The organism is Enterococcus sp. SMC-9 (assembly GCF_021011285.1).
Lineage (GTDB): Bacteria > Bacillota > Bacilli > Lactobacillales > Enterococcaceae > Enterococcus_C > Enterococcus_C montenegrensis.
The window spans coordinates 87,138-102,469 of the sequence record NZ_JAILYE010000004.1 but is presented as its reverse complement, the minus strand read 5'-3'; the positions used below and the strand labels follow the sequence as shown (position 1 = coordinate 102,469).

Sequence of the window (15,332 nt, the reverse complement as noted above, 5' to 3'; positions counted from 1 at the left end):
CAGTAACGACTGTTCTATGATTGTCGTTGCTGTATTTTTTTGTGATATTGAGTTGAAAAAAATCAGCGTCCGATTCATTTTTTATTTGCAAAAGCGACATAATAGAAAATTTAATTAGGGAAATCTCCTAGTGGTTTTCTTCACAACTCACGGTATAATGTCAGTGAGAATCATTCTCAATAGTCTGAGGAGATGGAATAATTTGAAAGAACTTGATTTGACGCGCAGTCTTTTTGATGTGGTAACAGAGTATCCTGAAGTGAAAACAATTATGGCAAAGCTTGGTTTTGCTGCGATTGAAAAACCGGGGATGCTACAAACTGCCGGTCGTTATATGACAATTGAAAAAGGTGCCCGCTTGAAAAAAATACCATTGTCGCAAATTATTGCTGCTTTTGAAGCGGCAGGATTTACCGTGACAGGAGGAAAATAAATGGAACGTACACGCGCACAACGCCAAGAGCGAATTGTAGAAATTTTAGCTTTACTACATGAGGGTGGCTCCTTTGCAGAAGCTAAAGATTTGTTTAATCAAGAATTTGATGGAGTCGATGTAACGGAAATTACCGCGGCCGAAAAAGCATTGATTAAATCTGGTTTGAATCCAGCTGAAATACAACGATTATGCAATATTCATGCTGCTGTCTTTAAAGGGGCAATCAATGAGATTCATCGTTCTAATTTGGAGCATGAACAACCAGGACATCCCATTCACACATTAAAGTTGGAAAATCAGGTGTTGCAGTCTTTGCTGACAGATGAAGTGGATGAGCTATTAAAGAAAATGAAAAAAGGTGATTGGTCAAACAAGGAGCGTTTATTGGCTGCTTTAGAAGATTTGGGTCAAATCGAAAAGCATTATGCCCGCAAAGAAACGTTGATTTTTAGCTATATGGAAAAATATGGCATCACTGCACCACCACAAGTTATGTGGGGGGTGGACGACCAAGTACGGGCAATGTTAAAAGATTTGATCCAGTACGCTGGCAGTGAAAAAGCGGCATTTAATCCTTTATCTGAAAAATGGCAAGCACTAAAAGAAGAAATCGAAGAAATGATTTTTAAAGAAGAAGAAATCATGGCGCCGATGACATTAGATGTTTTTAGTTTGAAGGACTGGGAAGAAATCGCCAAAGACAGCTTTGAGATTGGGTTTGCCTTTATTCCTGAGCCACTGGCTTTTAAAGCAAGTCAAAAGGCTTTGGCAGATGAACAAGATCAAAAACCAGCCCGCTTAGCTGCGATTGCGCAGGCCAAAGAGACAACAGCAGAAATTGCTGCAGGATTAGCAAACGATGCTATCACCCAAGAAACTCCAAGCAAACACTACGATTGGCAAGACCAAAGCTCAGCTGAAAATGTAGTTTTCCCCACCGGAAGTTTAAAACTAGAGCAGTTACTTGCAATCTTTGAAGTGCTACCAGTAGATTTAACTTTTGTAGACAAAGACGATCGGGTACGTTTTTATTCGGAAGGTCAAAAACGCGTCTTTCCACGAACCCGTTCAGTGATTGGTCGGGAAGTGGTGAATTGTCATCCTCCCAAAAGTATGCATGTAGTCGAACAAATTTTAAATGATTTTAAAAGTGGCACACGACAAACTGCCGATTTTTGGATTGATTTAAAAGAGCGCAAAATATACATCCGCTATTTTGCGTTACAAGATGAAGAAGGTAAATATATGGGATGTTTAGAAGTCACGCAAGATATTACTGAAATTCAAGCTATCAACGGGCAAAATCGTCTACTAGATCAAAAATAATACTAAAAAACCTAGCGTAACTTTTTTATTATGGAAAAGTTATGCTAGGCTTTTTGTTGTTAAGGGATGAAAAAAATTTCAGGCCAATATTTTTGCCAATGTTAGCGCAGTTTTATTTTGAAGATAATAAGCTAAAAGGGTAAAAAGACAACAAGTTTTTAACATGAGCATTTTTTAAGTAAGCTTAGCTAAATTTCTACGGCTCTTATTTAGCTAAGATAAACCGCAATATCTTAACAAAATTGATTGTAAGCAAGTTTTGGCTAAATAGGTTGGTTACGCTCAAAGCGTTGGTACAATTTGGCGGCTAGTAGTGCAAATAAGCCTGGTCCTAAAATTAACGTGAGCACATTGTTATATTCACCGGCTTTCAGAGGTTCATAGACTTGAAAAAAGATTGCGACTGCTACACAGAGGCAAACACTGATAGAAAGCAGATGATTGACTCTTTTATCAGAAATTAAAAGTTCTTCTTGTCCGACGATATTTTTTCTAATGAAAAAAGGAAAGCTTGCGGCCACCACAAAATAGGGTAATGCGCGGGAAACATTGGTCATATAGGTAAGTTGATTGAATAGATTTCCGATAATTTGATTGTTAAAAGATAATGCGGCAATACAAATACTAATCACACCTGCTTGTAGCCAGAGGGCATTATCTGGCATTTGTTTGTGGTTGAGTTTAATAAAAGACTTCGGCCATATTTCTTTTGGCGTGCCGGTAATTAAGCTTTTTAAAGGTCCGTAAGTAATGGAAGAAAGCAGCCCTAAGTAAGCTGTTAATAAGGTAAAAGCTGTATAGCGAATATAAAATTGATACAAAAGATTCGTCTGCCAGTAATTAAAACCGAAAGCTTGTGCCAATGATTTTGCTAAGCTACCAGTTAAGCCATACATCAGATTTCCCAAGTGCATTTGATTGGTTTGACGCAAAGCTGTGATATCGTTTGTTCCACTCCATAAAATGATGCCTAAGATGTATAATAAAGCGATAATTCCTGCGCTGAAAATAACAGCTTGAGGAAATTTTTTGCGGCTTTCTTTGGTTTTATCTGCTAAACTAGCGACAGTATCTAAACCACCAAATGCTGTGATTGCAAAGATGAAAAAGGGTAATTGGCTAAAAAACTGGTCATACGTTCCGGCAAAAAAGCTGGGTGCCTGCCAACTTTTAACTAAGTTTGGGATAAAATTGGCAGGTTGTAATACTAATAAAGTCAGGTTACTAAAAAGTGAAAGTAGTAAAAGTGCAACCATGGCCAAGCTACTGATTTTTAAAAAAGATAAAATAGTTTTAAACCCGCGACTTAATAAATAGGTTAAACATAAAACAGCAAGAATAGCTAAAAGTGCTAACCAGACTTGGGCGGGCAAATTGAACCAATTCATTTTGCCAGTCATATCACTGCCAAACAGCAAAATAGATAAAGGAATCATCAATTTCATAAAGAGACTGACCATCCAAGTGAAATAACTGCAATACCATAAAAAAGCAGTAATAAAGGCAACTTTAGGGGAGAAGGAATCTTTTAACCAATCATAAATAGTGCCTTTTTGATGGGCGTATTTTTTGCTGTATTGCGCTACAATAAGAGCATAGGGGATAAAATAGCAAAGTGCGCTAATAATAAACCATGCCAATGATTTGGTCCCCAGCATAAAAAAGGCAGTCGCCATACTTGAAAATGAATAAACGGTAGTAATAATAAGCAACATTAATGTTGTGATGGACATGTTTTTTTGCATCAAGTGATTGCCTCCTCGTAAGATTACGGTATTATATTAGTGAGTTTTGTAACAAACTACAAGTTGGTTGTTGAAATATAGGGAATTGGAGTAGCAGATGAAAGATATAGTAAATTGGTTGCAAGAAAAAAGAAGTTTATGGCGCTGTGATTTTGTTGGGATTGCGGTGAATTGTGCACCTGCAAATGCCCCACAAACTATTCGTTGGCGTTATGTTAGCGGAAATAAAAGTGAAGCTTATCAGAAGATTCGTTTGAAAGTTGGGCGTGGGATTGCCGGAATGGTTTGGAAAACGGGACGTCCGCAAGCAGATGAAGCTATTTTTAGTCAGCCGGATAAATTATTAGAGTACCCGATTGCCAGAGTGGAGGCATTGGATAGCATGCTGGCCGTTCCAGTCACCGTAAAAAACGAAGTGATCGGTATTTTGGCGATTGGTTTTCGCCATACTCACGCCTTTACCCCCACTGAAATAAAAGCTGTAGTGACAGCCGCTGAAATATTAGCACCAACTTTAAAGGAGTTGGAGTCATGATTATGTTTGAGGAAAATCTTTTTGCTCAATTGTCTGAAGCTATCTGGCTTTTAGCAGACAATAAATGGCACCGGACGTTAGCGGCAAAGAAATTAGAAAAAAGCTATCGTCTTGACTTGGCAAAAATAATTGCGATCGCCAAAGGAGAGAATACCACTTCTGAGCTTTTGCCTGAAAAGAAAAGTAATTTTTTTGTTGTAGGTGAAATTACCCCAGCTGGCTTTCCTCTCATTTTACTAGATCAAGATAAAAATCCCCATGAATTTTGGGGGCAAGTTACTTTTGGCAAGCAGGCAACTTTGCTTCAAATTACCCTACAAAAAGCCTCAGATAATGTGAATTCGCTTTTTGGGTATTTAAATGACGCTAGAGAAAGTGAACGGAAAAAAATTGCCAAAGATCTACATGATGGGATTGCCCAAAGTATTTACAGTTTGATGTTGGAAACAAGGGGGTTAAAGTGGATAACACCAGAAATGCAGCCAGAAAAGTTGCAAGCCATTGACCGCCATTTTGCTGAGGTACTTGAAGAAGTCCGCGATTTAGCTGGTGAATTGCGTCCCATGTCCTTAGATGCCTTTGGTCTTGTACCAGCATTGGAGCAATTTATTGCCCGCACAGAAGAAATGACGGGATTTGAAATTGACTTAACGGTTACAGGAGAGCAAGCTTCCTTATCTGAAACTGTACGGACGACTTTATATCGCGTGGTACAAGAAGCAGTGGCCAATGCTATGAAGTATGCGGGTGTGAATCAAGTGCAATTAACTTTGACTTTTCAAACTTTTTTAACAATTGAAATTGTTGATTATGGTCGGGGCTTTCATTTACTGCAGGAAAAAAAAGGCTTAGGTTTAATGAACATGCAAGAGCGAATTTACGCCTTAAATGGCAGCTTTAGTTTAGTTACTGAGCCAAATCAAGGTACAAAAATAAAAATTACGGTACCATTAGAGCATAGTGCTGCCGCAAAGAATTAGAGGAGGAGCGCCATGAAAATTTTGATTGCAGACGATCATGCCTTGGTTCGTAACGCATTGGCTTTTATGATTAATGCACAAGCGGACATGGAAGTTATTGGCGATGCTGCCGATGGCAACGAGGTCTTCATGAAAATTGAAAATTTGCCGGTAGATATCGTTTTGCTAGATATCAGTATGCCTCCAGGAGAAAATGGGTTGGTTACGACTAAACGGGTCAAAGAAGCGCATCCTGACGTAAAAGTTATTCTTTTGACAATGCATGATGAAGAATCTTATATACGTGGTGCATTAGCGGCACATGCGGATGGTTTCGTATTAAAAAGTGCCACTGATGAAGAATTATTAACGGGAATTCGTAACGTTTTTTTAGGCAAACGTTATTATGCCGGCTATGATGAAGAGGCGTTAAATGAAATTGCTCATGGCCAAGAAGATCGTTTATATGCCAGCTTATCTAAAAGAGAAAAAGAAATATTACCTTTGATTGCATTAGGGTATAACAATAAAGAAATTGCCGAACGACTTTTTATTTCTGTGAAAACAGTGGAAGTCCATAAGGCCAATATTCGTAAAAAGTTGCAGTTGGATAGTTATGCTAGCTTATTGCAATATAGTTTAAAGCACCATTTGATCGATTTTTAGCAGTTTTTTTTAAGGAGGAAAAGTTGTGCCAGCAAAAAAAGGGGTTATATTTGTTTTACACGGACGCCAAGATCACATTGTCAAAACGAATATTGCTGCCATTGAACAGGCAGCGCGAGCAGTATCAGTTCCTTTTGCCATCGGTTTTTTAGAAGGAGAACATCAAACGTTAGAAGATAGCATTGCAAAACTTGTTGCAAAAGGCTGCCAGGAATTTATCTTTTTGCCAGTGTTATTGTTTGCAGCTACCCATGTTAAAGTAGAGTTGCCAATGCGCGCGGGAGCTGTTTTGCCCAAAGAGGCTATTGCAACTTATTTAGAACCCCTTGGTACAACCCATGCTGTTTTGCGTTTTTTAGCAGAACAATTAGCAGCACAGCCAAAACTTTTACCACAATCTGTTTTATTAATCGCCCACGGGACGCCTCATTTTTTGGAACCTTATGTGCAGCTAGCAGAGATTGCCCAGAAATTGACGTTAATTTCTGGACGTAAAGTATATCCTGCCAATTACCATGGTGAGCATCTTTATACAACAGTTTTAAACCAAATCCCGACACCCTTAATTGTTCAACGGCTTTTTCTCACAGAAGGATTTTTACCGACAAAAATTAAACAAGATATTGTAACAAAACGAGGAACTAAAGATACGATTTTACCCACTTTGGCGGATAGTCCAGCAGTGGTCGCAGCGATTTTAGAAAGGTTGGCAGATAGCAATGTTACCCATCATGCTTGATGTTGTCACTATGAAAATTTTAGTTGTCGGGGCAGGGAAGATTGCTACTAGAAAAATTCAAAAACTAGTGGCAGCCGGAAATAGTCCGACGGTAATTGCACCTGTTGCCAGTGATTATGTGCAAAAAGCAGCAGTGGCAAAAAAGATAACGTGGCACAAGCGAATCTACCAAATAGGGGACACTGCTGATTTTCAAATGATTTTCATTTGTACCAATGACGATAGGGTGAATCATGAAATCACAAGAGACATTTTACCAACACAACTTGTGAATGATACGACAAATAAAGCCAACAGTAATTTTTTTAATTTGGCGAGTTTTACGTATCATGATTTTGAAATTGCACTTTCTTCTAAGGGGAAAAGCCCAAGTCAAACAAAAGAGTTAAAAGAAAAATTGCAGCAAATCTTAAGAAATGAAGACAGTCTCAATAGCTGAGGCTGTTTTTTTATCTGACCGAAGGATAAGAAAAAGGTGATGGGCTACTTTGGTGTTTGCAGGAAAAGGCAGCATTTTTTTGGTCACTTTGTGAAATAAACAACAAATATAGGGGATTCCCCAATAGGTTTCAAGGGTGATTTCTTTTATTGTGAAGCTATTAACAATAAAGGTGGAAAATCCATGAAAGAACGTTTAGTCGTAATCGGAAACGGAATGGCGGGAGTTCGAACGATTGAAGAAATTATCAGTCGTGATCCAGATCGCTATGAAGTAACTATTATTGGTAAAGAAGCTTATCCAAATTACAATCGCATTATGTTATCCAATGTTTTGCAAAATAAAATGACAGTGGAAGAAATTATTACTAATCCAATTGCTTGGTATACAGAAAACCACATTCAATTAATTAATCATGATGAAGCTGTCGGAGTCGATACTGAAAACAAAATTATTACTACCAATTCTGGACAAGTCGTTCCTTTTGACAAACTGCTTTTTGCAACCGGCTCACATCCATTTCTCTTACCGATTCCTGGTGTTGATAAAGAAGGTGTGGTCGCTTTTCGTACGATTGATGATACAGCAGCGATGTTACAAGCTGCTGCAAAATATAAAAAAGCAGTCGTAATCGGTGGTGGATTATTAGGTTTAGAAGCAGCCAAAGGGTTATATGACCAAGGAATGGACGTTACCGTTGTTCACTTAGCAAAGTGGTTAATGGAAACTCAACTAGATGAAAAAGCAGGCAAGTTATTACAAGCTGAGCTTGAAAATCAAGGATTGAAATTTTTGTTAGAACACAACACTAAAGAAATTCTAGGGGATACACGAGTAGAAGGGATGCGCTTTAGTGATGGTAGTGAGATTGCAACCGACTTAATTGTGATGTCGATTGGAATTCGTCCGGCAGTAGAATTGGCACAAGAAATTGGCTTGACGGTTAATCGTGGAATTGTGGTAAATGACTATATGGAAACCAATTTACCAGATATTTACGCAGTCGGGGAATGCGCTGAACATAATGGTATTTGTTATGGTCTGGTGGCACCTTTATTTGAACAGGGCAAAGTTTTAGCAGATAAATTAACACAACAAGCCGATATTAAGCCTTATCAAGGTTCAACGACGTTTACTTCGTTGAAAGTTTCGGGGGCAGATCTTTATTCTGCGGGCAATGTTGTAAATACAGAAGGTCTAGAAAGTATTGAAGCTTTTGATAGTAGCAGTAAAAAATACAAGAAGATTTTCTTAAAAGACGGAAAAATTGCCGGTATCGTTTTGTACGGCGACACAGAAGACGGCAGTCGCTATTACAACATGATGAAAAAAGGACAATCTTTAGATGAGTTACAAACAATCGCAGTTTTACAGGCGATTGGCGAAGGTGCTGGCACAGGCGATGATGTTTTGTCATGGGATGAGGATGAAACGGTTTGTGGCTGTAATGGTGTTTCAAAAGGTGATATTCTACGTTCAATCCGGGAAAAAGGATTAACCAGTGTCGCTGAAGTTGGGAAAGTTACAAAAGCGGGAACTTCGTGTGGTAAATGTAAACCGCAAGTACAAACTTTGTTAGAAGCTGAACTGGGCGATAGTGTTACAGCGGCAACGGGAATCTGTGGTTGTACAGATTTAAATCGAGATCAAGTGGTAACACAAATTTATGCCAAACATTTGTTGAGTACCAAAGAAGTATTTGAAACCCTCGGCTGGAAAAATAAAGAGGGCTGTCCTAAATGTCGTCCGGCGGTCAATTTCTATTTAAATGTAGCCTGGCCAAAAGAGCATGAGGATGAACGTGAATCGCGGGTTGTAAACGAACGGATGCATGCCAATATTCAAAAAGATGGGACTTTTTCGGTTATTCCCCGGATGCGTGGTGGTCAAACAACACCGCAACAATTATTAAAATTGGCACAAGTAGCGGAAAAATATAATGTCCCATTGGTCAAAGTCACCGGTTCTCAGCGCATCGGCCTTTATGGTGTGAAAAAAGCTGACCTGCCAAAAATATGGGAAGAATTAGATATGGTTGCAGCCCAAGCGTATGGCAAAGTATTCCGCTCTGTTAAAACTTGTGTGGGGAAAAGCTTCTGTCGTTTTGGTACCCAAGATACAATGGGCTTAGGGGTAAAATTGGAAGAGACATTTGAGTATTTGGATACGCCCCACAAATTTAAAGTCGGTGTTTCGGGTTGTCCTCGCAGCTGTGTCGAATCGGCGGTAAAAGACTTTGGGATTATCGGTGTGGAAAATGGCTTTCAAGTAATGATTGGCGGCAACGGCGGAACAGAACTTGTCGAAGCCAAAATGTTAGGGACTTTTGAAACAGAAGCTGAAGTCATTGAACTCTGTGGTGCAATGTTGCAATATTATCGTGAAACAGGCGTTTACGGTGAACGGACAGCGCCTTGGGTTGAACGGATGGGCTTTGATAATGTGAAGACCGTCTTATTGGATACGAAAAAAAGAGTAGAGCTATGGACAGCATTGCGTGAATCATTAGAGGCAAAAGGTCAGCGGGATCCGTGGGGACCAATTACAAAAGATGTTGATTTACGAGAAAAAATGTATACGATTGAAAAACCGGAAAAAGCGGAGGTTTCGTAATGAAAATTTTAGCCACCAAAAAAAGTAAACTCATTCCGCGAGTGGGGCGTTCGGTCACCCTTAAGGATGAAAAAATTGCGATTTTTACGACTTCTGAAGGGAAAATTTACGCTTTAGCTGATTACTGTCCCTTAACAAAAGGACCGATTTTAGAAGGCATGGTTGCAGGGGATTACCTCTATGAACCGATGCGGGATTACAAAATCTCCCTTATTGACGGTAGGATTCAAGAACCTGATGAAGGTCAGATCAAGACTTTTCCAGTTATGATTGACGAAGATGAAGTTTACGTTGAAATCTAAATTTGGCGTGTGTAACTCAAAATGACAAAAATACCCAAACTTAAGCTTAGGTGGCGACAATTTTAACTTTTGTGACCTAAAAAATGGTTTGGGTATTTATTTTAGAAAGGAAACATCATGAAAAAAGCGTGCATTTTGCTAACACGTTTAGCTGGTTTAAATGAAGTGGATCAAGCTTTTTTTATAGCCAGGGGTTATCAGACGCAAATTTTACCTTTAACTGCAATTTCCTTACGAAAATTATCCGCTAACGAAATTGCAGAAATTAAAGAAACCCAGTGGCTTTTTTTTACAAGTCAAGTCCCGGTTGAAAGTATTTTAAGACATGCCCAATCTAGTGTGAAAATCGCTGTAATTGGACAAAAAACTGCCCAAGCAGTGATAAATGCAGGTTTTACCCCTACTTTTATTAGTCCCAAAGAGACAAAGGAAATGCTGTTAACGACTTGGCAAAAAGCCTACCCTAAAAAAACACGTATTTTATATCCGAAAAGTCAATTGGCAGATAATAATGTGGAACAGATGCTGGCAAATTACGAGGTACAGAGTTTTATTGCGTATGACAACCTTTTTCCACTGACGAGTCAAAAAAAGTTAGAAAAGGTGTTGGAGACAAAAAAAATCACCGCCGTATATTTTACGAGTCCTTCTGCTTGGAGACGTTTTATTAAGGTTTATAAAAATTATTCGGCTTTGCCGTTACAGTTTGTTGCTATTGGCGAAACAACAAAAAAAGCAATTGAAAAAGCCGGGTATACTGCACGATTGAAAAGTGACGTAGAAAAGATTGATTAAAATAATTGTTAGAATTTTCTTGACAATTAAAAAATAGCTGTATACAATAAATGCAATAAATAAAAGTGATGACAAGAAATAGTAAGTAAAAATAAGAAGACAGGAAGTTGCCGGTAATTGAGAGGCGCGCAATTATTTTTACTGAATTCCTCTTTGAACTTCGCACCGAATCAAGTAGGCTGCGACGGATGGTGTGCCTTCGTTAAATTTGCCAGGGTATAAGTATTTTTGTACCTAATGAGGTAGTTTTGCGCAAGCAGACTATAAAAAAAGGTGGTAACACGAGTCTATTTCAAGACCCGTCCTTTCAAATTGAAAGGATGAGGTCTTTTTCTTTGTATTTAAATCTTAAAATAAAGGGGTAAAAGGACATGTTTAAAGCAATCAGTAAAAAAATTAACGCAGAGTCAGTAAAGTCATTAGCAAAATTATCAGAAGCAGAGGCGGCGCAAAAAAAAGCACGTGATTTGGAATTAGAAAAAATTATTACCGGTGAAGATCAACGTATTTTATTAATCATTGGTCCGTGTTCAGCCCATGAAGAAGAAGCTGTGATGGAATATGTACATCGTTTAGCAAAATTACAAGCAGAAGTCGCTGATAAAGTATTCATGGTACCACGCATTTACACGAATAAGCCGCGAACCAATGGCGATGGCTACAAAGGCCTGTTGCATCAGCAAAATCCCAATGGAGAAAGTAATTTAATTCGGGGGATTGTTTCCGTACGTAAATTACACAAACGTGTTTTAACTGAAACAGGTTTAACGACTGCTGATGAAATGCTTTACCCTGAAAATTTAGAGTTCGTTGAAGACTTGGTAAGTTATATTGCAGTTGGTGCCCGCTCTGTAGAAGATCAGCAACATCGTTTTGTGGCCAGTGGTATCAATCAGCCAACGGGGATGAAAAATCCTACGAGTGGGAATTTAACCGTTCTATTCAATTCACTATATGCTGCGCAACAAAAACAAGAGTTCATTTATAATGGTGCAGAAGTGGAGTCTTCTTCTAACCCATTAGCCCACGTTGTTTTACGAGGGGGACTAAATGAAGTAGGGAAAAATATTCCCAATTATCACTATGAAGATTTAATCGAAGTTACAAATCGTTATGAAGCTGGAAACTTTAAAAATCCTTTTGTGGTAGTGGACACCAATCATGATAATTCTGGTAAACAGTATTTCGAACAAATTCGAATTGTCAAAGAAACCTTAGAAAACCGCAAGTACAATCAAAAAATTAAAAAAATGGTTCGTGGCTTTATGATTGAAAGTTTTATAGAAGATGGTCGTCAAGAACCGGATGGAACCGTTTTCGGTCAATCGATCACCGATCCTTGTCTCGGCTGGGAAAAAACAGAAGAGCTAGTTCGCTACATTGCAAAACATGCCGAATAAATTTTTGAAGTAACAAATTGATGCAGGAAACAGGCAATAAAATAACCCAAGATAAAAAATAAAATTTATCTTGGGTTATTCTATTGCCTAAAAAGGTGGGAATTATCACCCCTTAATTTTTTATTATTATTTTATAGCTATCATTTATTTTGTATAAGATAACCTTACCCAATTAGTTAAAATAAGAAAAAAGCATCATTGTTAGCGGTAATAATTTGAATTTTCAGAAATTAAAAACTTTTAAAATCGCGTTCTATCAAGGTATTGCTGTAAAAGGAATTTCAATAATTATTCAGCTTATCTAAAAAAAATTACAAAAGAAACGTATGATTTTTGACTAGAATAACTTATAATATTGTTATCGTATAAAGAGAGGATAGAGATATGAAGAACAAGAAAAAACGTGATTTAACAAAAATGCGTACGCCCCATACTTATGTCATTATTTTTATGGTTGTTATCGCGGCGTGGCTATTGACGTTTATTGTACCAGCAGGTAAGTTTTCTACCACTGAAGTTGAGTACAAAGATGCCAATGGGGAAGTAGCAACACGGACGGTCTTGGAGCAAGATACCTTCCGCTATGATTATCCGTTAAATAAAGAGTTTGTCTTTGATAAACTAGAAGATTTAGCGGGCAATCAAAATGAATTAGAAAAATTAGATATTGCCAAAGAAGATGTTGAAGGTGTCATAAAAGACGGGGAAAGTAAACTTTCTCAAGAAACACTAGATGGCATTAATCTGACCGATGATGCGCTGTATAAATTATACGGTGACAAAATTTATGATAAGTCAGAAAAGCTTCACAAGACAGCTAAGATTTGGGGAACCGATGATTTTAATGGTTTTGGTTTCTTGAACTTTGTTTTTGAAGGATTAGTTTCTGGTGACAAGTACGGTTCAGCTGTTGGGATTGTTGCTTTAATTCTCGTCGTCGGTGGTGCCTTTGGGATTATTATGCGTACAGGCGCGATTGATGCTGGTATTTTTGCCTTTATTTCCAAAACGCGTGGTCTAGAGCGGCTAGCGATTCCGTTATTATTCTTTGCCTTTTCTTTTGGTGGTGCCACTTTTGGGATGGCCGAAGAAGTTATTCCGTTTTCAATGGTGATGGTGCCTTTTGTCATAGCGCTAGGGTATGACTCTATTGTGGCGGTCACCGTGACTTATGTTGCCTCGCAGGTGGGGAATGCCGCTTCTTGGATGAGTCCATTTAGTGTGGCAGTTGCCCAAGGGATTGCCGGAATTCCAGTCTTATCTGGTGCAACCTTCCGTTTAGTTATGTGGTTTGTTATTACCGCACTTTCTGCACTTTACTTATCATTATATGCAGAACGTATTCGTAAAAATCCAATGAAATCAGAAGTTTATGAATCAGATGCACATTTCCGTGATCAAATTCAAAAAACGACAGATGAAAAGAAACCTTTCTTATTAGGTCACAAATTAATTTTGTTGGAAATGTTAGTTGTTTTAATTTGGATCGTTTGGGGAGTAACCCAAGAAGGATATTATATTCCTGAAATTGCATCTCAATTCTTTGTAATGGGCTTAGTTGCCGGTATTATTGCAGTATTGTTCAAACTGGACGAAATGGGTTGGAATGATATTGCCAAAAGTTTCCAAAGCGGTGCGGCTGATTTAGCCGGCACAGCGATCGTTGTAGGGATGGCAAAAGGAATTCTACTTGTCTTAGGTGGTTCTGATGCGAACATGCCATCTGCATTAAACACAATGTTACACGGCGTAGGCGGTTTATTAAGCGGTGTTCCAGCGATGGTTGGTGCTTGGGCAATGTATGTTTTCCAAAGTTTATTCAACTTAGTCGTAACATCAAATTCAGGACAAGCAGCTTTAACAATGCCAATTATGGCGCCATTGGCTGACCTTGTGGGCGTTTCTCGCCAAGTTGCAGTTTTAGCTTATCAATTAGGTGCAGGGTTTGTTGATGCCTTCACACCAGTTTCAGCAAGTTTAATTGGGGTTTTAGGTGTCGCACATATTGAATGGGCCAAATGGGCGAAATTCCAAATCAAGATGCAAGGTTTCTTCTTTGTATTAGGGTCAATTTTCATCGTGATCGCAATTGCAATTGGTCTACAATAGCACGCAATTAACTTCCTCTTTTTAGAGGGAGTTTTTTTGTTGTAGGGTAGAATGGATAGGATAAACAATACGACTTTCAAAATCAAATTTTGAAAGTCGTATTGTTTTGTATTAGATAATTTTTTTATTTTTATAACGACGGCGGAATAAGTTGATATCCACTACTTTATCGGTTTTATCCGTCTTTTTTTCGGCTGGGGTATCAGTCGGTGTTTCAGCTGGCTCTTGTGGAACAGTTGTCCTGTCGGGTGTAAGATAGTCATTTTTTTCTTCTTGTTGCACAACTTCATTTTTTTCGACCGTAATTTGTTTTTCAAAATTAAAATTGCCATCAAAATTTTCAAAGATTTGGCGTTTATTGGAAAGATGATAATAAACAATTTCTGGTGGCACACCAACACGAGCAGGGATCATTGTGGTGCCAATACCGGTGTTCACAGATAAAATTGTATTTTTCGTTGGTAAGTACAGGCTGTCAGTATAGTGCTTTGCGCCTTCTGTTTTGATGTATAAATACGGTAGTCGGATTTGACCACCATGACTGTGACCAGATAAAACCAAATCGTATTGTTCCAAATTATTAATAGCATCAATTTGATCAGGCTGGTGGGCTAATAAAATATGCCATTCAGCTAATGTTGATTCAAAATTATAGTTGGGTTTCCCACCACTTAAATCATCAATTCCGACGATATTCATGGAAATCTTCGCATCAGAACCAAAAACTTCTTCATTAACTAAGGTAGTAAAACCAGCTTCTTTTAATACTTCTTTGACAAAGTATTGGCCACCGTGCTTGTAATCATGATTGCCTAATACTGCAATTTTTCCCATCGGAGCTTTTAGACGTTTTAATTTTTCAATTAAGCGATCGGTTTGTTTTTTTGGCCAATGCTTATAATCATCAATTAAGTCACCTGTAAAAACAATGATATCTGGTTGCATCTCCATGACAGAACGAATGATTTTATTCATTTTGCGTGGCTTGAACCAGCGAGAAAAGTGAAGATCGCTAATATGAGCAATTGTTACATCGCCTTCATGGGCGAACATGTCATAAGCATCTGAAATATCCAATACCCGTTGTTTATTTTTGCGAATGAGGTAATGCCGTTGTTTGAGCCTGCTAGGTTCAATGAAAAATGCATAAATTGAAAATACTAGTAAAATAGCGATGATACCTAGAATTAACTGCACAAAACGGCCCCCTTTAAAATTCTGCTAACTAGTATAGAATATAAGATAGTTTGAGAAAAAGCAATCGAACA

General features: G+C 38.2%; 13 protein-coding genes and 1 pseudogene. 12 read left to right on the top strand and 2 right to left on the bottom strand.

The annotated features are described in order from the left end of the window. Nucleotides 1-202 precede the first annotated feature (202 nt). Nucleotides 203-433 (top strand): DUF1858 domain-containing protein, encoded by a 231-nt coding sequence (locus K4422_RS07060; protein ID WP_230710131.1) that lies wholly within the window; start codon nucleotides 203-205, stop codon nucleotides 431-433. After that, a complete protein-coding gene (locus K4422_RS07055) occupies nucleotides 434-1,762 on the top strand; it encodes a DUF438 domain-containing protein (RefSeq protein ID WP_230710128.1) in 1,329 nt (442 codons plus the stop codon). A gap of 263 nt (nucleotides 1,763-2,025) precedes the next feature. Here the strand turns inward: K4422_RS07055 and K4422_RS07050 are convergent, their stop codons facing one another. Next, nucleotides 2,026-3,507 (bottom strand): amino acid permease, encoded by a 1,482-nt coding sequence (locus tag K4422_RS07050; protein ID WP_230710126.1) that lies wholly within the window; start codon nucleotides 3,505-3,507, stop codon nucleotides 2,026-2,028. Between the two features lie 97 nt (nucleotides 3,508-3,604). Here K4422_RS07050 and K4422_RS07045 point away from each other — a divergent pair, with 97 nt between their 5' ends. The 10 genes from K4422_RS07045 (at nucleotide 3,605) to yfcC (ending at nucleotide 14,064) form a co-directional block, all read left to right on the top strand. After that, complete coding sequence (locus K4422_RS07045; RefSeq protein WP_230710124.1) at nucleotides 3,605-4,042, top strand: GAF domain-containing protein; 438 nt, start codon at nucleotides 3,605-3,607, stop codon at nucleotides 4,040-4,042. After that, complete coding sequence (locus K4422_RS07040; protein WP_230710122.1) at nucleotides 4,039-5,022, top strand: sensor histidine kinase; 984 nt, start codon at nucleotides 4,039-4,041, stop codon at nucleotides 5,020-5,022. Before K4422_RS07045 ends, K4422_RS07040 begins: the two co-directional genes overlap by 4 nt. Nucleotides 5,023-5,034: 12 nt before the next feature. Then, a complete protein-coding gene (locus tag K4422_RS07035) occupies nucleotides 5,035-5,667 on the top strand; it encodes a response regulator (RefSeq protein ID WP_230710120.1) in 633 nt (210 codons plus the stop codon). A gap of 25 nt (nucleotides 5,668-5,692) precedes the next feature. Next, nucleotides 5,693-6,406, top strand: a complete 714-nt coding sequence (locus K4422_RS07030; protein WP_230710118.1) for a sirohydrochlorin chelatase — start codon at nucleotides 5,693-5,695, stop codon at nucleotides 6,404-6,406. Further along, nucleotides 6,387-6,845 (top strand): precorrin-2 dehydrogenase/sirohydrochlorin ferrochelatase family protein, encoded by a 459-nt coding sequence (locus K4422_RS07025; protein WP_206902354.1) that lies wholly within the window; start codon nucleotides 6,387-6,389, stop codon nucleotides 6,843-6,845. Before K4422_RS07030 ends, K4422_RS07025 begins: the two co-directional genes overlap by 20 nt. Before the next feature lie 183 nt (nucleotides 6,846-7,028). Next, nucleotides 7,029-9,458, top strand: a complete 2,430-nt coding sequence (gene nirB / locus K4422_RS07020; RefSeq protein ID WP_230710110.1) for a nitrite reductase large subunit NirB — start codon at nucleotides 7,029-7,031, stop codon at nucleotides 9,456-9,458. Continuing rightward, a complete protein-coding gene (locus tag K4422_RS07015; protein ID WP_230710109.1) occupies nucleotides 9,458-9,760 on the top strand; it encodes a nitrite reductase (NAD(P)H) small subunit in 303 nt (100 codons plus the stop codon). The genes nirB and K4422_RS07015 overlap by 1 nt, the downstream gene beginning before the upstream one ends. 117 nt (nucleotides 9,761-9,877) lie before the next feature. Then, nucleotides 9,878-10,555, top strand: a complete 678-nt coding sequence (locus tag K4422_RS07010) for a uroporphyrinogen-III synthase (protein ID WP_230710107.1) — start codon at nucleotides 9,878-9,880, stop codon at nucleotides 10,553-10,555. Nucleotides 10,556-10,926: 371 nt separating this feature from the next. Next, on the top strand, nucleotides 10,927-11,955 hold the full coding sequence (locus K4422_RS07005) for a 3-deoxy-7-phosphoheptulonate synthase (protein WP_206902358.1): 1,029 nt from the start codon (nucleotides 10,927-10,929) through the stop codon (nucleotides 11,953-11,955). Nucleotides 11,956-12,339: 384 nt separating this feature from the next. Then, nucleotides 12,340-14,064: a putative basic amino acid antiporter YfcC gene (yfcC, locus tag K4422_RS07000; RefSeq protein ID WP_230710105.1), complete on the top strand. Its 1,725-nt coding sequence runs from the start codon at nucleotides 12,340-12,342 to the stop codon at nucleotides 14,062-14,064. 345 nt (nucleotides 14,065-14,409) lie between these two features. Here yfcC and K4422_RS06995 read toward each other — a convergent pair. After that, nucleotides 14,410-15,261, bottom strand: a pseudogene (locus tag K4422_RS06995) (metallophosphoesterase); the annotation flags it as partial. Nucleotides 15,262-15,332: the final 71 nt, after the last annotated feature.